The 17597-nt window shown below is 34.9% G+C and carries 14 protein-coding genes; 5 read left to right on the top strand and 9 right to left on the bottom strand.

The window, feature by feature from the left end; genetic code table 11:
- Positions 1 to 70: 70 nt before the first annotated feature.
- On the bottom strand, positions 71 to 1381 hold the full coding sequence (locus FYC62_RS04190; protein ID WP_149074042.1) for a DEAD/DEAH box helicase: 1311 nt from the start codon (positions 1379 to 1381) through the stop codon (positions 71 to 73).
- Positions 1382 to 1464: 83 nt separating this feature from the next.
- Between FYC62_RS04190 and FYC62_RS04185 the strand changes: the two genes are divergently transcribed.
- Positions 1465 to 1995: an RNA methyltransferase gene (locus FYC62_RS04185; RefSeq protein ID WP_149074041.1), complete on the top strand. Its 531-nt coding sequence runs from the start codon at positions 1465 to 1467 to the stop codon at positions 1993 to 1995.
- Positions 1996 to 2005: 10 nt separating this feature from the next.
- Positions 2006 to 2653, top strand: coding sequence for a DUF4397 domain-containing protein (locus tag FYC62_RS04180; protein ID WP_149074040.1), 648 nt, complete (start codon positions 2006 to 2008; stop codon positions 2651 to 2653).
- Positions 2654 to 2704: 51 nt separating this feature from the next.
- Here the strand turns inward: FYC62_RS04180 and FYC62_RS04175 are convergent, their stop codons facing one another.
- Positions 2705 to 4183 (bottom strand): glutamate synthase subunit beta, encoded by a 1479-nt coding sequence (locus FYC62_RS04175; RefSeq protein WP_039453222.1) that lies wholly within the window; start codon positions 4181 to 4183, stop codon positions 2705 to 2707.
- A gap of 5 nt (positions 4184 to 4188) precedes the next feature.
- Positions 4189 to 8718, bottom strand: coding sequence for a glutamate synthase large subunit (gene gltB / locus FYC62_RS04170; RefSeq protein WP_039453223.1), 4530 nt, complete (start codon positions 8716 to 8718; stop codon positions 4189 to 4191).
- A gap of 354 nt (positions 8719 to 9072) precedes the next feature.
- Between gltB and FYC62_RS04165 the strand changes: the two genes are divergently transcribed.
- Positions 9073 to 9564 carry a D-glycero-alpha-D-manno-heptose-1,7-bisphosphate 7-phosphatase gene (locus FYC62_RS04165; RefSeq protein ID WP_149074039.1) on the top strand — a complete coding sequence of 164 codons (492 nt, stop codon included), beginning with the start codon at positions 9073 to 9075 and terminating at the stop codon, positions 9562 to 9564.
- Here the strand turns inward: FYC62_RS04165 and FYC62_RS04160 are convergent.
- The 6 genes from FYC62_RS04160 to FYC62_RS04135 all read right to left on the bottom strand — a co-directional run bounded on the left by FYC62_RS04160 (position 9561) and on the right by FYC62_RS04135 (position 15060).
- Positions 9561 to 9968 (bottom strand): hypothetical protein, encoded by a 408-nt coding sequence (locus FYC62_RS04160; RefSeq protein WP_149074038.1) that lies wholly within the window; start codon positions 9966 to 9968, stop codon positions 9561 to 9563. The two genes, FYC62_RS04165 and FYC62_RS04160, sit on opposite strands and share 4 nt — an antisense overlap.
- Before the next feature lie 26 nt (positions 9969 to 9994).
- Positions 9995 to 10591 carry a YceI family protein gene (locus tag FYC62_RS04155; protein ID WP_168199379.1) on the bottom strand — a complete coding sequence of 199 codons (597 nt, stop codon included), beginning with the start codon at positions 10589 to 10591 and terminating at the stop codon, positions 9995 to 9997.
- An 86-nt stretch (positions 10592 to 10677) separates the two neighbouring features.
- Complete coding sequence (locus tag FYC62_RS04150; RefSeq protein ID WP_149074036.1) at positions 10678 to 12006, bottom strand: hypothetical protein; 1329 nt, start codon at positions 12004 to 12006, stop codon at positions 10678 to 10680.
- Between the two features lie 45 nt (positions 12007 to 12051).
- Positions 12052 to 12645, bottom strand: a complete 594-nt coding sequence (locus FYC62_RS04145; RefSeq protein WP_039454452.1) for a YceI family protein — start codon at positions 12643 to 12645, stop codon at positions 12052 to 12054.
- 243 nt (positions 12646 to 12888) lie between these two features.
- Positions 12889 to 14082, bottom strand: coding sequence for a porin (locus FYC62_RS04140; RefSeq protein WP_149074035.1), 1194 nt, complete (start codon positions 14080 to 14082; stop codon positions 12889 to 12891).
- 45 nt (positions 14083 to 14127) lie between these two features.
- On the bottom strand, positions 14128 to 15060 hold the full coding sequence (locus FYC62_RS04135; RefSeq protein WP_149074034.1) for a LysR family transcriptional regulator: 933 nt from the start codon (positions 15058 to 15060) through the stop codon (positions 14128 to 14130).
- 89 nt (positions 15061 to 15149) lie between these two features.
- On the opposite strand from FYC62_RS04135, the gene FYC62_RS04130 reads away from it, so the two are divergent.
- Both FYC62_RS04130 and FYC62_RS04125 read left to right on the top strand, forming a co-directional pair.
- Positions 15150 to 15428: a hypothetical protein gene (locus FYC62_RS04130; protein WP_149074033.1), complete on the top strand. Its 279-nt coding sequence runs from the start codon at positions 15150 to 15152 to the stop codon at positions 15426 to 15428.
- Between the two features lie 477 nt (positions 15429 to 15905).
- Entirely contained in the window at positions 15906 to 17588 is a 1683-nt protein-coding gene (locus FYC62_RS04125; RefSeq protein ID WP_149074032.1) for a peptidase domain-containing ABC transporter, read from the top strand.
- The last annotated feature ends 9 nt before the right edge of the window (positions 17589 to 17597 follow it).

Here is a 17597-nt window from a genome sequence, read left to right as displayed (position 1 = left end):
GAGCTAAATGCAGTGGCGAACACACATCATTTGTAAAAAAATATGCGTTTTCAAATATATTCATATTTATTTACTCGTCTACACCAATCTTGTAGCGCTTTCCTTTAATCTTTTCTTGGGCAACTTTCTTTAACACCTCTCTTGCCTTTTTTCTTTTTACCGCCACATAAGACATTTGGTCGTAAATAGCTATTAAGCCCACTTCATCTTTAGATAAATCGCCTTTTTTATACAACAAGCCTGCTATATCCATCTTACTCAACTTATCTTTTTTACCGCCAGCAATATAAAAAGTTACCCATGTTGTAGGATTTAGAATTACTTCCTGCTCTTCTACCACTGCATCAGTAAACTCATATTCATTCAAGTAAGTGGGAACAGTTTCTTCTTCTGATAATAACAAGAAGGCCTTACCACTAGCTTTCATTCTTGCTGTTCTACCATTCCTATGTACAAAAGCATCAAGCGTATGCGGAATTTGGTAATGGATAACCGTTTCTATTTCAGGAATATCTAATCCTCTGGAAGCTAAATCTGTAGTAACTAATATATTGTAGGTACCATTTCTAAACTTAAAAAGTGCCTTTTCTCTGTCTTGCTGTACCAAACCGCCGTGATAAACGCCATTTTCAATTCCTTTATCAGCCAACATTAAGGTAATACGTTCTACAGCATCTCTATGATTACAGAAAACCAAGCTTTGGCCATCTTTACTTCTGTAAAGAACATCCATTAAAATATTAAACTTCTCTTTAGATTTTGATTGCAGGATAACCGTTTTAAGATCCGGAATAGCCTCTGCATCATTTAAAAAATTGAGCGTTTTTAATTGTTTAAGCTCTAAAAATGTTGGAAAATCTTCTAACTGCGTTGCGGAAGTAAGTACTTTCTGCTCTAACTTAAATAAAGAAGAAACAATTTCTGCCATATCTTCCTCAAAACCTAACTCTAAAGATTTATCAAATTCATCTAACACCAAAGTTTTAACAGATGAAACATCAAAATTACCTGCTCTGATATGGTAGGCTAATCTACCAGGAGTAGCTACTATAATTGCTGGAGCATCTGACAATGAGCTTCTTTCTACTTTGGTTGAATGCCCACCATAACAACAAGTTATTTTATAGCCCGATTGCAATTGCCTAAAAACTTGGTCTATTTGCATAGCCAATTCTCTTGAAGGTACCACAACAATAGCCTGTACTCCTTTTATTTGATGGTTTAACTTTTCTACAATGGGCAATAAAAATGCTAATGTCTTCCCAGAACCTGTTGGAGACAGCACCATAACATCATTTTTTTGTGCAATAGCCTCTAAAGCGGCATTTTGCATTTCATTTAATGTTGTGATTTGTAATTTTTGAAGGAGTTCTTTTAGCATAACTTGTAATTAAGCAGCAAATATCTTTTAAATTTATCTGTTTACAGCAATTTGATAAAGAAAAAGCATAGTATCTTTAGGGCATGAGAAAACTTAAGCTTGATGAACTTAACAGACCATCAATTGAGGAATTTAAACAACAAGAAAAACTACCCATTATTGTAGTTTTAGATAATGTAAGAAGTTTACACAATGTAGGCTCGGCTTTTAGAACCGCTGATGGTTTTGCAGTTGAAGCTTTATACCTTTGCGGCATTACAGCACAACCTCCACACCGCGAAATAGAAAAAACTGCTTTGGGTGCAACGCAATCTATCCAATGGAAGTATTTTGAACATGTAGCAGATGCTGTTAAAGAACTAAAAGCACAATCTTACCAAATTGTAGCTATTGAACAAGCAGAAAACAGCGTTTCTTTGTTAGATTACCAACCAGACAGTAATCAAAAGTTTGCTTTATTTTTTGGTAATGAGGTAAATGGCGTAAGCGATGAGGTCATGAAAGATGTGGATACTTGCTTAGAAATCCCTCAATTTGGTACTAAACATTCTTTCAATATCGTTATCAGTACGGGTATTGTACTTTGGGATTTTTTTAGTAAACTCCATAAATAATCAACGCATTATGAATCATATTTTTAAGCTTTTACTGGCAGCCATTTTATTTACTTCTTGTAGTGCTGATGATAGCGCTATCACCAGCGGTACAGCTCAAGTAAATATCATCAACGTTTTAGAAGGTTCTGCAAAGCAAGATATTTATTTTGATGATGCAAAATCTACCATTACACCTCTTGGCTATTTAGAAAGTACAGGTTATAGCGCTTTGCCCGCTGGTAACCGTAAAATAGAGTTTAAAAATACAGGAACTGCTTTTGTAAACTCCTCTTCTTCATTAAGAGCTACAGCAGATAGGTTTTACACCTATTTCTTTAGCGGAGGAAATCAAAATACAGCTTTACAAGTAGAAGATAGCCGTATACCATCTGCATTAAACAATGCCAGGGTAAGGTTCATACATTTTAGTTATGCTAACCAAAATACAGGTATTACGGTTAGAAACGCCAGTGATGCAGCTTTAATTAGCAACTTAGGTTTTAAAACAGCATCAAGCTATATTGAGGTAGAACCAGCTTCTGTTTTAAGAATATTTGCTTCTGGCGGTACTACACCTATATTAACTACCAATTTTAATTTTCTGGCAAATAAGAATTATACCTTGTTTATATCTGGGAATACAACCCCCACCTTTACGGTATTGGTAAATAATTAAAACAAAAAAAGCCGACTAAAAGTCGGCTTTCTTATTACTATATGTTTGATATTACATTACTTCTTCAAACATATTTACTGCTTCTTTACTTTCCAAGTTAGAGTGTCCCATTAAATATTGGTCAATCTTTCTGGCAGCTTCTCTACCTTCTGATATTGCCCAAACCACTAATGATTGTCCTCTTCTCATATCTCCTGCAGTAAATACCCTGTCTACATTGGTTCTGTAAACACCTTCTGTAGCTTGTACATTTTTACGTCCGTCAAGTTCAACACCTAACTGTTCTAACATTCCATCGTACTGCGGGTTCACAAATCCCATAGCTAAAAATACTCTTTGACAAGGAATAACTCTTTCTGTACCTTCAACTTCGGTAAATTTCACTGGTCTGCCCATAGCATCAACTTCCCACTGTACGTCTACAATACGAAGTTCTTTTAATTCGCCATTTTCATCACCAATAAACTCTTTAGTATTGATACCCCAGTAACGCTCGCAACCTTCTTCATGTGAAGTTGTTGTTTTAAGTAACATAGGGTAAGTAGGCCAAGGCATATTGTCTGTACGCTCTTTTGATGGCTTAAACATCAATTCAAATTGTAAGATAGATTTAGCCCCTTGGCGATTAGAAGTTCCAACACAGTCAGAACCAGTATCACCACCACCAATAACCACTACATCTTTGCCAGTAGCTAGAATTTCTTCTTCAGTTACAGCCTCATTACCTACGCGTTTGTTTTGCTGCTTTAAGAACTGCATAGCGTAGTAAACGCCTTTAAGTTCTCTACCTTTTATAGGCAAATCTCTTGGTATAGTAGACCCTCCTGCTAGTAAAACAGCATCAAACTCTTTGGTTAATTCTTTTGCGTTGATGTCTTTACCTACTTCAGTATTACATTTAAAAATAATACCGCTTTCTTTCATTACATCTACCCTACGCTCAACAACAGTTTTCTCTAATTTAAAATCAGGAATACCGTATCTTAATAAACCACCTGGTTCACTGTCTCTTTCAAAAACAGTTACTTCATGACCAGCTTTGTTTAACTGTGCGGCAGCTGCTAAACCAGCCGGACCAGAACCTACCACAGCTACTTTTTTACCAGTGCGAATTAATGGAGCATGAGGTTTAACATATCCTTTAGCGTAAGCTATTTCAATGATATGCTTCTCTATTTCCTCAATAGCTACAGCAGGTTTATTGATACCTAACACACATGCAGATTCGCATGGTGCAGGGCAAATTCTTCCTGTAAACTCAGGGAAATTATTGGTTGAGCTTAGTATTTGATAAGCTTCTTCCCAGTTTGCCTTATAAACAGCATCGTTAAACTCAGGAATAACATTCCCTAGCGGACAACCTGAATGGCAAAATGGAATACCACAATTCATACATCTTGCAGACTGTTGGTTAAGTTTTTCATCACTATATAAACCAACAAACTCTTTATAATTTTTCACCCTATCTTGGGCAGGAACTTTCTCTGGAAGTTCTCTTTGATATTCTTTAAATCCTGTAACTTTTCCCATGACTCTTAGCTAATCGACTCCAATTTTTGCTTTTGCGATAATACTCTTTTGTATTCCTGAGGGAATACTTTGATAAATTTAACTGACTCTTTTCCCCAGTTTTCAATTAAAAATTGAGCAACTGTACTTTGTGTCAATTGATGATGTTTACGTAATAAGTTAATGATTTCCTCTTCATCTGATGGAGATAAAGGATCCAAATCAACCATTTCACGATTACAATTATCTACAAAGTCGCCATCAATATCATAAATCCAAGCGATACCACCACTCATACCAGCAGCAAAGTTTCTTCCTGTTTTACCAATAATTAATGTTTTACCACCAGTCATGTACTCGCAACCGTGGTCTCCAACACCTTCAACAACTGCTGTTGCGCCAGAGTTACGTACTGCGAAACGCTCGCCAGCCATACCTCTAATAAATAGCTCTCCGGATGTAGCACCGTATAATACTACGTTACCTACAATCATGTTCTCTTCTGGCTTAAACTTGCTTTCTTTAGCAGGGTAAATAGCCAATTGAGCACCTGATAAACCTTTTCCTACATAATCATTCGCTTCACCTTCTAACTCGAAAGAGATACCTTTTGCTGCAAAAGCACCAAAACTTTGTCCGGCAGAACCTTTAAACTTGTAATTGATGGTATTATCTGGTAAACCAGCAGAACCGTAAACTTTAGCAATCTCATTAGACAACATGGTACCAATGGTACGGTCGGTGTTTTTAACATTGAAAGTACCAAATACCGGAGTTTTATCTTTGATAGCTTGTTCAGCTTCTTTGATTAACTGCCAGTCTAAAATTTGATCCATACCATGGTCTTGAGACTCGCTGTTATATAAAGTCATTCCTTTAGGGAATGATACTGGATGTAAGATTGCAGAAAGATCTACTTTCTTAGCTTTCCAATGGGTAATATTATCTCTTGATTTTAAGAACTGCACACGGCCAACCATTTCATTAATGGTTCTGAAACCAAGCTCAGCCATAATCTCTCTCATCTCTTCTGCCATAAATCTGAAAAGATTTACAACATGCTCGGGCTTACCGCTAAATAATTTCCTTAACTCTGGATCTTGCGTTGCAACACCCACTGGGCAAGTATTTAAGTGGCATTTTCTCATCATGATACAACCACCAGCTACCAAAGCTGCTGTTGCAACACCCCACTCCTCTGCACCTAATAAAGCTGCTATCACCAAGTCTCTACCGGTTTTTAACTGCCCATCTGCTTGTAAAACTACCCTGCTTCTTAGCTTATTTCTTACCAATGTTTGGTGTGCTTCTGCTAAACCAAGTTCCCAAGGTAAACCAGCATGTTTTACAGAACTTATAGGAGAAGCTCCGGTACCACCGTCATAACCTGCAATTAAGATAACGTCAGCATGTGCTTTGGCAACACCTGCAGAAATAGTGCCTACACCTGCTTTAGAAACCAATTTCACGTTTACTCTAGCTGCTCTGTTTGCATTTTTCAAGTCGAATATCAGCTGCGCTAAATCTTCGATAGAATAAATATCGTGGTGTGGAGGAGGAGAAATTAAACCTACACCTGGTGTAGAGTGACGCGTTTTTGCAATCCAGTCATCAACTTTATGACCTGGTAATTGCCCACCTTCACCTGGTTTAGCACCTTGAGCCATTTTAATTTGCAACTCATCTGCATTGGTTAAGTAGTTGATGGTTACACCAAATCTTCCTGATGCAATTTGCTTAATAGCAGAACGCATAGAATCTCCGTTTGCAAGTGGCTTATATCTCATCTCATCTTCACCACCCTCACCAGTATTACTTTTTGCACCAATTCTGTTCATCGCAATAGCTAAAGTACTATGCGCTTCATGAGAGATAGAACCAAAAGACATGGCACCTGTAGCAAACCTAGTCATGATATTTTCTGCTGGCTCTACTTCTTCAATAGAAATTGGCTCTCTGTGATGAGAAAAATCCATTAAACCACGTAGCGTATACATACGCTCTGCTTGGTTGTTAACAGCTTTTGCGTATTTCTTATAAACTTCGTAATCGTTTGAACGTGTTGCGTGTTGTAGTAAGTGTACAGTTTCTGGGTTAAATAAGTGAGCTTCACCTCTTCTCTTCCACTGGTAAATACCACCTTCAGACAATAAATGGCTATCAGAATCTTCGCCTTTGAAGCCACTAATGTGTTTACTTAATGCTTCTTTAGCAATTTCATCTAAGCCTAAACCTTCAATTCTAGTAATACCACCTGTAAAGTATTTCTCTACAACCTCATTGTTAATACCTAGAATCTCGAAAATTTGAGAACCGTGATAAGATTGTAAGGTAGAGATACCCATTTTAGAGAATATCTTCAATAAACCATCACAAACGGCTTTAATATAATTATAAACTAGTTTTTTATCGTCTAAAGTAGTTTCTAATTTACCATCTTCTCTTAAAGTATGGATAGATGCTAAAGCTAAATAAGGATTAATAGCGGTTGCACCAAATGCTAATAAACAAGCAAAATGGTGAACTTCCCAAACATCGCCAGCCTCAACAACTAAACCTACAGCGCCACGTAAGCCTTTTTTAATTAAATGGTGGTGTACTGCAGATACTGCTAATAAAGAAGGAATAGCAGCATGTTCAGAATCTATAGCCCTATCAGATAATATTAGAACTTCAAAACCATCATTAACAGCATCTTCTGCATAACGGCATAAACGCTCTAAACCTCTTTCTAAAGCTCCAGGAGCATTATCTGCTTTGAAGTAAGTTTGTAAAGTTTTAGCGTTAAATAAACCAGTATCAATACTTCTAAGTTTCTCTAATTCTTTATCACTTAAAATTGGATGTTTTAAAGTAACACAGTGACAGTGCATTTTATCTTCATCCAAAATATTCCCATTGTTACCAATGAAAGTTGCCAAACTCATAACCAAACGCTCACGGATAGGATCTATTGGTGGGTTGGTAACCTGTGCAAAGAACTGTTTGAAATAGCTTGATAAATGTTGTGGTCTGTCTGAAAGGATAGCCAAAGGAACATCAGTACCCATAGAACCTACAGGCTCTTTACCATCTAAAGCCATAGGCTTAATAATGGTTTCTACATCTTCACGACTGTAACCAAACACTTTTTGGTAACGGTAAACAGATTCTTTTGTAAGGTTAGTAAAAGAAACACGAGGCTCAGGAAGTTCTTCCATCCTGATTTTGTAGTTCTCTAACCATCTGCCGTAAGGCTGTCTACCAGCAATTTGTGCTTTTATCTCTTCGTCGGTTATAATTTTTCCGTCCTCAATATCAATCAAGAACATTTTACCTGGTTGTAACCTACCTTTTCTAAGTACTGTACTTTCGTCTATAGTTAATACACCAGCCTCAGAAGCAACAATTGCAGTACCATCAGAAGTGATTACATAACGTAAAGGACGTAAACCGTTTCTATCTAAAATAGAACCGATTAATTTTTTACCATCAGTAAAGGTTAATGCAGCCGGGCCATCCCAAGGCTCCATCAGCGTAGCGTGATACTCATAAAACGCTTTCTTTAATGGATCCATAGCTTCATTACCATCCCAAGCTTCTGGCACCAACATCATCATCACATGTGGCAATGATCTGCCAGAATGCGTTAATACCTCAACGATATTATCTAAACAAGCCGAGTCAGATTGGTTATTATCAATGACAGGTAAAAGAATTTCCATCTCTTCCTGTGTAAAATAAGGCGATACTAAAGATCTTACGCCAGAATAGAACCAGTTTAAATTTCCGGTTAAGGTATTAATCTCTCCGTTGTGAGATATAAATCTAAACGGCTGAGCTAATTTCCAAGAAGGGAAAGTATTGGTTGAGAAACGAGAGTGAACCATACCAAAAGCTGATATGAAACGCTCGTCTTGTAAATCTGCGTAGTATTGGCGAACTTGATAAGTAGTTAATTGTCCTTTATAAACAATAACTCTTGACGATAAAGAAGTAAAGTAAAACTGATCTGCATTAGTTTTAACTTCTTCTGAAACTGTTCTGGTTATTAATCTTCTTAAAACGTATAATTTACGTTCAAATTCATCATTATCTTGTACATGCTCTGGCTTAGCCACAAAAAGCTGTTTCACTTGTGGCTCTACTGTTCTTGCAGTTTCACCAATAACAGAAGAATTTACAGGCACTTTTCTAAACCCTAGAATAGGAATATTTAGCTGTGCCGCACAATCAGTAATAATCTTACGGATTGCCTTCTTTGCTAATGAGTCTTTTGGCAAGAACATCATACCCACACCATATTGACCTGGTTCTTTCAAGTCAATTTCTAATTCATTACATTCCTCTAGAAAAAATTCATGTGGAATCTGCATTAAAATTCCAGCACCATCTCCAGAATCAGGATCACAGCCACAAGCTCCCCTATGTTCCATATTTTCCAGAATAGTTAAAGCATTCTGAATAATTTGGTGCGATTTTTTACCGTTGATATTGGTAATAAATCCTGTCCCACATGCATCATGTTCAAATTTCGGATCGTATAAGCCCTGCTGAGATTGATCAGATTGATTCATTAATATAAATTATAGTTTCGGTTTGAAACCGAAAATACAAATTTTTTCACCCAAATAGAACATTGCTAATATTTTTATAATTTTCATAATAAAAAAGCGAATTGAAACTCATTTTCTTAATTTATTAACAATGTAATACCCCGTAAATTACAAATCCTTTAATTTAGAGCTTCTATTTTACAAACTTTACAAATCCTTAAACATAGCTTAAATCATCTTAAAAGGCATATTTTTGATAAAAAGCTGTAAAAACTCTGATTTTCAACTCCTTTTTGGGTACTAAAACTTAGACCATAAAATAGACTTTTTAAGCTATTGATAAATTTATACCTTCGCAAAAATTAATAAAAAATCATGCAAAAAAATAAGGCTGTATTTCTTGATCGTGATGGTGTTTTAAACCGTGAACTAGGAGACTATGTATGTAAGTTTGAAGACTTTCATGTGCATGAACATAATTTTAAGCCTTTAAAAGAATTACAAGACAGAGGTTACTTATTAATGATAGCTACCAACCAAGGCGGCTTGGCTAAAGGATGGTATACTGTTGATATTCTTGATCAAATGCATGAGCATTTAAAAAACGAATACCTCAAATACGGTATAAAAATCACGGCAGTATATTATTGCCCACATCATCCTAATTTTACAGGCGATTGCGATTGCCGCAAACCTAAACCAGGGATGCTACTAAAAGGCATACAAGAGTATAACCTAGATCCTTCTTTATGCTACTTTATTGGTGATAAGGTAACAGATGTTGAAGCTGCTGATGCTGCGGGTGTAAATGGCATTAAAATAGAAATAGACCAACCTTTAAGTGAAATACTTCACTTCATTGCTTAAGGGTTTATTTTAGCAAATAATAATCCAGCTATTACCGCCTGGAAAAAACCATACAAGAACCAGCTGGATATCATCAAAAGTGTAATATCTAAAGAGCTAAAGGTAATCCACATGACAGGTAAGAGGGCTACTATGGCATAAACAAAACCAAATTCTAATCCTCTTAGAAAGATGGTGCCATGAAATAGTTTTTTAAATCGAGCCCAAAACCATGATAAAGCAAAGCTCATGATAAAAGGGTGCATAAAAAATAGCAAATCTCTACTACCATCAGAATTAAACAAGGGGTTATTGTATTCTACAAATAACTCCGGGAAATAGGTTACTCCTGCCAGGAGCCCGCAATAGCTCATCAAGAATAAAATCAATCCGGCTCCAAGGCCAGATAACAAAACTTTTTTCATAACAATTTGGTTAGTGAAATTTTTCTTTATAGGTCTTTTATAATTTTAATGTGAAGATTAAATTCTATATCTAATTCGTCGTCTGTTTTGATCATCCCACCTATTTTTCTTGGTGGCTCTATATTAAAATCAGAAAACTTAATTTGTTTTAAGCCTTTAAGCTGTAAGGCATTTGCTCCTGATGGAATAAGTTGGTAATCTACCTGAAACTTTTTACTTACACCAGCTAAATCTATCTGTACCCATCCTGTTACCTGTTGCCCTTTTAATTGCGGGTATTTACTTAGTGTGATGAATTTGATAACGAGTTTTGGAAATTGCTTGGCTTTTAATGTCTTCCTTAAATCGGCAGTCATCATGGGGTTATGACAATCAAAACTATTGATATCTAATTTCATAGCACCTATCATCTTCACAGCATCTTGTTGGTTATACTGAACAAAAGACAATGTATCTGGCTTGTAATAGTTATTAATCACACAGTCGAACTTATTTACATTGGTACTGCCATTAACTTTTAAAGAACAAGCTTTATAAATCACCCATTTACTTGCAGGTGCTTTATCATTGAAAGCTGTTACCAGCATCCAAACTAAAAATATAAAAAGCTTTAAAAGTCTCATTTTTCTAAATCTAAAAAAGGGCATCCGGATTTTTTAATTTTTCAAATTAAAACCGAACACCCTTTCCTCACCTATTATACTCAGGCCTAGAAACCAACTACTGCCTGTATTACGTATCCGCTAAACTCGCCACCGTTACGGTAATCTGCTGTAGGGAATTTTTTGTATTGTTGTTTAACGTACTCTCCTTTTAACAACACGTTATCTGTTATGAACCAACCTGCACCAAATGCTATTCTGTTAACTTCAATATCATCATTGTAAACAATTGCTGGAGTTGCACCTACTGCTGCTACATTAGCTAATTTTGCAGTTACCACATTGTATCTTGCACCTACAAATAAATTCTCTTTGCTTCCAAATCTGTAAACCACATCTAAAGCGTATTGAGATAATTTTCTTTCATCAACTTCTGTTTTAGAACGACCTTGTGCTGCTTCATATGTTCCAAATAATTCTAAACCTTTAGCTTTAACAAATCCGTTTAATTGGAAAGCATCTACTTTTTTGCTGAAACCAGGGTTTAAACGACCAGATGAAAATTGTGCAGCTGCTGTGCTTCCTAATTTTTCCATCACCATAAAGTAGTTAGATCCTGTACGGTCTCCTGCGTATAAGGTTTGGCCACCAGAGCTTTTATTAGTATAATAAGAAGCTGCTAAACGTAATCTTAAATCATCTGTTAATTGTTTGTCGAAACCAGCTTTCAAGTGAATAGCAGGAGATTTGTGAATGTTTTTATCTTGCGGAGTAGCAATTAAGCTATCTACGTTACCTTTAATCATACCGTTGGTAACTGCAATCTGCCCGAAGAAATCACCTTTTCTGTATAAAATCTCACCACCAATTTCTGTTGTGAAGGCATCAACGATATAGTTTTCTGCAAACGGATTGTATAAAGTATGTCCACCGTCTGATCTACGGAAGTGTTGATCTCCGTAGTTGATTTCCATGTGTCCAACTTTAATGGTTGTGTTTTTCATCAAATCAGACCAGAACTGTCCTTTAAACGGTAATTTATCAAATTGGATGTAACCGCCTTTAACCCAAGTCTCGTTATGGTGTCTTGAAGACAAATAGCTAGTTAAGTTTAACCTGATACCATCTGCTAATTGAACATCCATAAAAAGATTAGCATTAGCGGTGTTAAATCCTGGAGAAACTTTATACAATCCACCAGCTTTATTTTCGTGTTTTAAGCCTTGGAAAGATTGTGTAAAACCTGCACCAAATCTTACTTTTAGTTTATTAAAAACCGCATCGTTTTCTTTTGGAGCTTCAAATACGTTAATACCTGATTTATCGTAAGGACGAAGATTTGCAACTTCTGTTTCTTGAGCAAAAGTATTGCTTGCTGCCACAGCTAGTAACGCTGCTGCACCAAATTTTAGGTTTGAAAGTAATCTAGTTTTCATGATTGTTATTATTGAGTGATTATAGAACAATTGATTATTTTATGTTTATTTTTTAAGTTTTAAGAGTATATCGATGGTAACCTCATCTGCAACTTTTAGTGCCCCCATCATAAATGATGGTGCTTTAATGTTGTACTCGCTCATTTTAATAGCTTTAGAGCCTTTACAAGTGATGCTCTCGTCTGCACCTACCGTATAAGTAGTTTGGATAAGCACTTTTTTAGTTACCCCAGAAATGGTTAAGTTTCCGGTTGCTTTAATGATATTTTGTTGTGGCACAACTACAGCATCTGTTAGTTTAAAAGATATTTTATCAAACTGCTCCTCTTTAAGCGCTTTGTGCGCTCTGCTGTTTAACAAATCTTCTTTACCTTTTAAGTTCTTTACAGGAAGCACAAAACTTAAAGCAGAAACATCCTGAACATCTGTTCCTTTCACTGTAAAGTTTGCATCAAAAGCAAAGTTTACTGCGGTCATATCCCAATCGTGTATGTTAGATGTTCCGATAACTTTAATTTGCGAACCGGTGCCAATCTTATAAGTATTTTGAGCTGATGTTGTAGGAAGGTAAATAAACGTGAACAACATTACACATGCCATGTAAGCTGTTTTGGTGAGTTTGTTGATGTTAAGTTTCATATCTGTTGAACTATTTGATTTATAGTTCAAAGGTATGCTGACCTACATAGCTAAAGAATGACCTTAAGGATTAAAAAAAGTGATTTAAAATATAATATTTGTGTCCAAAATCACTTAATAGCTCTTAAACCGCATTTAAATATGCTTTAAACAATATAGCAGACTTATATCATGATAAAACCCGCTTTATGGGCGGGTTTAAATGTTATTTAAATACTTTTAAAAGGTGAAAGACTAATAATTCTATATCCCTAATTCTATCTGGAACATAGCGCCCCAATAATTTTTATCATGATTTAGGCTATAATTCTGGTTGCCTACATTATAACTCATATTAAGTTGTGCTTTTACTTTATGCCCTTTTAAATATTTGGTTAAGCCTAATTCGTACACCTCTCGGGTATCTTCTAAATTGGCTAATCTTTTTGAAGGCGTTAAATAAGAATACCTAAAAGCTGTTTCTACATTATTTTTAAAAATATAAGAGAACTGATTATTTAAACCATAACCTTCATAAGCATAGCTTAAAGTACCATCACTATCATATGTTAGAGGGTTATTTACATCTCTTTTAATAAACTCGGCAGCATAAGCCCAACCGTTATATTTAAAAATAGCATCAAACATGAAGGTTTTCATATCTACGGGTGCAAATAAATCTTCACCTAATTGTCCTCCGGTATTTGTAGTAGCCTTATTATAAGAATAGCCACCAGCAAGACTTAATTTTGGTTTTTGTTCTCGCTCTAAATCTCCTTCAGAGTAATCTCCATCATTGGTAAAACTACCAAAGGGTAAAAACTCTACCCTTCCGGTATAAGCCAAGCCTTTATCTGTGGTGTTTACAGAGCGACCTTCCCCTGTAGAAATAGCTCCTTTTAATTGATAAACTGCATTTCCTAGGGTATTGGTATAATAGGCTTTTAAACCAAAATCTCTATCTATCGTTAAAGCACCATTTACAATAGAGCGGTCTGCAAATTGCAACTGCCCCGATGAATTTACACGTTGTCTGTTTCCTGGAAGTTTATTTTGCCCAAAGGCTACATAAAAATTATCTGTGAAATGATAGAAAATAACCGCATCACGTACAATATTAGCTACACCGGTGTTATCTGTGTCTTGATCGCCACGTGAAAAAGATAGCTGTACGCTATAAGCCAACTTCTCTCCTAATATGTAGCCATCACCTCTAAGTCTTAATCTTCTTACACGGGCATCCCATTCTCTGATACCTAAATCATCTGCATCCTCGGTCACGAAACCCATTCTATTTTGCATCCTAAATCTAAAATTTATAAAGAATAAAGAATCTTTAGATGCAAACTTAAGACCTTTAAACTGCATAGAACGCTCGTCTACCTCTGTTTGTGCTACCGCTTGATGAGTTAAAACTCCTGCAAATAAAAATAAACTTATAAAATATGTAAATCTCATGCGCAAATGATTAAAAGCCGAAAATAAGAATTTTTATCTAGTGGCTTATTCTAAACTCAATTCTTTAACCCAACTAAAACTTTTGTCTTGTATGTCTTTTTTATGCTCTCTGGTATAGTCTAAGAAAGTTTCGGCCACAGGCGATAGCTTTTTGGTTTTCAACCAAATCATCCTCCATTTGGTTTTAATAGGCAAACCAGCCACAGGTATAATATTTAAATCTTTAAGCATTACCTCATTATGTACCCCTATTAAAGGCATAACAGAAAAACCTAAACCAGCAATAACCGCTTGCTTAACAGCTTCATTAGAGGTAAGCTCTAACTTTTTTCTAACATTTACCTTACTCTGTTCAAAAAAGCTTTCCATGATAAATCGGGTACCAGAACCTACTTCTCTATATATTAACTGTATCTCATTAAAAATACTCTTCTTGTAAGGCCCTTGGTTAAACTGATGTTCTTTATTACCCAATAAGTATAAATTATCTTCTAAAAGCACTTCCTCATTTACGGCTAATCTTTGAGGTAGTACAGATACTAAAGCAAAATCTACCTCATTATTTTCTAAACTTTCAAGCACTTTAGACTTGTTGGTAACGTCCATCGTTAAATCTATACCGGGGTGTTCTTTTAAAAAGTCTGTTAAAAAGTAAGGCATAATATATTTTCCGGTAGATACCACCGCAATTTTTAACCTACCAGATAAGATGCCTTTATAAGCTTGTGTTTTATAATTGATGGCATTTACCTCATCTAAAATTTTTTGCGCCATACGGGCAATTTCAAAACCAAAATCAGTTATATATACTTGTTTACCAACAACTTCTGTTAAAGAAATGTCAAATTGATCTTGGAAATTTTTGAACTGAATAGATACCGCAGGTTGAGTTAAAAAAAGTTCATGTGCAGCTTTTGTAATACTTTTTGTTTCTACTATTTTAAGAAAAACCTGTAATTGATGTAGCGTATAATTCATAAAAATTAGTTATGTATTTCATATCAAATATAAATAATAATATATGAAAAAGACCTTATATGTTTGTGATGTTTAAATAAGCAAACAACATGGAAGGAAAACAATTTTCGTTTATAGACTGGTCTTTTAGCGCAGAAGATGCCGCACATTTAATTTCTACACTGTATAATGCAAAATTAGAATATCATAATAGACAATCTTTAATTAACCATGAAGGACAAAAATCTATTCCTGCTGATGAGTTGAAAAGAATAGCGGAATTAGAGGAAGCATTAAAAAATATAAGAGAAGAAATTAGCTTAGCTAAAGAAAGAAATACTAAGCTGCACATTAAGAGCAGTATTAGCTTAAACTTCATCCCCAAATAAATGTTGTTATGGCAGCGCAGCGCAAGGCTGCCTGCCTTAATATTTCAAAAACTGCTATTAAAGACAAAAAATTATTCAAAAAAAGAACAATTACACAAAAAGACTATAAAAGCATTAAAATTTACCAAAGAATCAACTTAATTAGACAAAAAAACGCTAGGTTGTACAAAAAAAGCAACATTAGTTTAAACTTCATCCCCAAATAAATGTTGTTATGGCAGCGCAGCGCAAGGCTGCCTGCCTTAATATTAAAATAACAGTTATTAAAAGGATAAATCACTCGATTTGAGAAGAAAAAAGACAAAAAGATTAGAAAAGCATTAAAATTTATAATCAAATTAGCTTAGCTAAAGAAAAAATACTAGGTTGCGCACAAAAAGTAACATTAGTTTAAACTTCATATTAAAATAAACGTTGTTAAGGCAGTGAAGACAAAACTGTATGTCTTAAGAAAATTAAAGAAGCGAAAAAAATTATATGGCGAATGCTGAAAACTATTCTATAAGAAAAGCAATTAAAAGGTTTAACCAACTGGTTAATTTAGAGAAAAGAGAAATTAGTAACGTTTATTTTTATGCCATTATTAATGGTTTTATACTGCTCTCTCTACCCTTAGGAATTCAAGCTATTGTAAATTTACTCTTCGGAGGCACCATAAGTACTTCATTAATTGTTTTAATTGGTGTTGTGATAGCCGGTGTATTATTTACAGGTATTTTGCAAATAGCGCAAATGCGTATCACAGAGCGCTTACAACAAAAAATATTTACTCGCTTAACTTTTGCTTATGCTTATCGCATCCCAAAGCTTAATTTGTTAAGTGTTGATTCTTATTACCTACCAGAATTGGTAAATAGATTTTTTGATACTGCAAATCTTCAAAAAGGTTTTTCAAAGCTTTTATTAGACTTCCCGGCAGCCAGCATTCAAATTATTTTTGGTTTAACATTATTATGCTTTTACCATCCGGTATTTATCATTTTTGCGATTACCATATTTACATTGGTTATTATAATCTTTTATTTTTCATCTGACAAAGGTTTTGTTACCAGTATGAAAGAATCTGATTATAAATACGATGTAGCACATTGGCTAGAAGAAATATCTAGAGCGGTCAAACCCTTCAAGCTAAACAGGCATCATGAGTTACACCTCAAGAGAACCGACAAACTGGTTAATGGTTATTTAACTTCCAGAGACCAGCATTTTTCGGTTTTGTTGTTTCAATACCGTATTCTTACTGCTTTTAAAGTGGTTACCACCGCAGCAATGTTAATTTTGGGTTCTTACCTATTTATAGAACAGCAAATTAACTTAGGACAGTTTATTGCAGCAGAAATTGTAATCATTACCATTTTAAGCTCTATAGAGAAAATGATTTTGAGCTTAGAAGTTGTTTATGATGTTCTTACTGCTCTAGAAAAACTCAATAAAGTATTGGCAAAACCACAAGATGATGAGGTAAGCGACGAAAAAAGTTTAGCCTTTGCTACCTCTAATGGCTTAAATCTTAAAATGACATCTTTAGATTTTGCTTATCCTCATGAATCATTAACCTTAAAAAACATCAATCTTGAGATAAAATCAGGAGAAAAAGTTTGTATTATAGGATCGGAAGGATCGGGTAAATCAACCTTACTAAGAATTCTTTCTGGAATTTATCAAGACTTTAAAGGCAATATCTTATATAACAATACTCCTTTAAAAATGATAGATACCAGAACCTTAAACAGAAATGTATCCTCATTATTAGGTGATGAAGACGTATTTAGCGGTTCTATTTTCGATAATATTACTTTAGGTAATCCTGAAATAAGTTTTGCTGATTTAGATTTAGTATGTAAAATTGTTGGTTTAGATGATTATATCAGTAAACAACAACAAGGTTATGATACTTATGTAGACCCACAAGGAAAAAAATTACCTTTCAATATCATCCAAAAAATATTACTAGCTCGTTGTCTGGTAACCAAACCAGCCCTTATTTTAGTAGAAGATAATTGGAATGGTATAGAGCCTCAGATTAGGCAACAGGTTATCAATTACCTAACCAACCCAGATCATGAGTTTACACTGGTAGCCATCAGTAATGATGAAACCTTTAAAAACCAGTGTGAGAGAATTATTTATTTAGAAAATGGCCAGTTAGTAGAAAATTAACGTTTTAAT

Source organism: Pedobacter aquae, from assembly GCF_008195825.1.
GTDB classification, from domain to species: Bacteria; Bacteroidota; Bacteroidia; order Sphingobacteriales; family Sphingobacteriaceae; genus Pseudopedobacter; species Pseudopedobacter aquae.
This window is presented reverse-complemented; position numbering and strand designations above follow the sequence as displayed.

Excerpts from the sequence above, each read along its gene's own strand:
- FYC62_RS04165 (WP_149074039.1), top strand. The coding sequence starts at position 9,073 with ATGCAAAAAAATAAGGCTGTATTTCTTGATCGTGATGGTGTTTTAAAC.
- FYC62_RS04190 (WP_149074042.1), bottom strand. The coding sequence starts at position 1,381 with ATGCTAAAAGAACTCCTTCAAAAATTACAAATCACAACATTAAATGAA.
- gltB (WP_039453223.1), bottom strand. The coding sequence starts at position 8,718 with ATGAATCAATCTGATCAATCTCAGCAGGGCTTATACGATCCGAAATTT.
- FYC62_RS04160 (WP_149074038.1), bottom strand. The coding sequence starts at position 9,968 with ATGAAAAAAGTTTTGTTATCTGGCCTTGGAGCCGGATTGATTTTATTC.
- FYC62_RS04125 (WP_149074032.1), top strand. The coding sequence starts at position 15,906 with ATGGCGAATGCTGAAAACTATTCTATAAGAAAAGCAATTAAAAGGTTT.
- FYC62_RS04130 (WP_149074033.1), top strand. The coding sequence starts at position 15,150 with ATGGAAGGAAAACAATTTTCGTTTATAGACTGGTCTTTTAGCGCAGAA.
- FYC62_RS04145 (WP_039454452.1), bottom strand. The coding sequence starts at position 12,645 with ATGAAACTTAACATCAACAAACTCACCAAAACAGCTTACATGGCATGT.
- FYC62_RS04175 (WP_039453222.1), bottom strand. The coding sequence starts at position 4,183 with ATGGGAAAAGTTACAGGATTTAAAGAATATCAAAGAGAACTTCCAGAG.
- FYC62_RS04140 (WP_149074035.1), bottom strand. The coding sequence starts at position 14,082 with ATGAGATTTACATATTTTATAAGTTTATTTTTATTTGCAGGAGTTTTA.
- FYC62_RS04155 (WP_168199379.1), bottom strand. The coding sequence starts at position 10,591 with ATGAGACTTTTAAAGCTTTTTATATTTTTAGTTTGGATGCTGGTAACA.
- FYC62_RS04150 (WP_149074036.1), bottom strand. The coding sequence starts at position 12,006 with ATGAAAACTAGATTACTTTCAAACCTAAAATTTGGTGCAGCAGCGTTA.
- FYC62_RS04185 (WP_149074041.1), top strand. The coding sequence starts at position 1,465 with ATGAGAAAACTTAAGCTTGATGAACTTAACAGACCATCAATTGAGGAA.
- FYC62_RS04180 (WP_149074040.1), top strand. The coding sequence starts at position 2,006 with ATGAATCATATTTTTAAGCTTTTACTGGCAGCCATTTTATTTACTTCT.
- FYC62_RS04135 (WP_149074034.1), bottom strand. The coding sequence starts at position 15,060 with ATGAATTATACGCTACATCAATTACAGGTTTTTCTTAAAATAGTAGAA.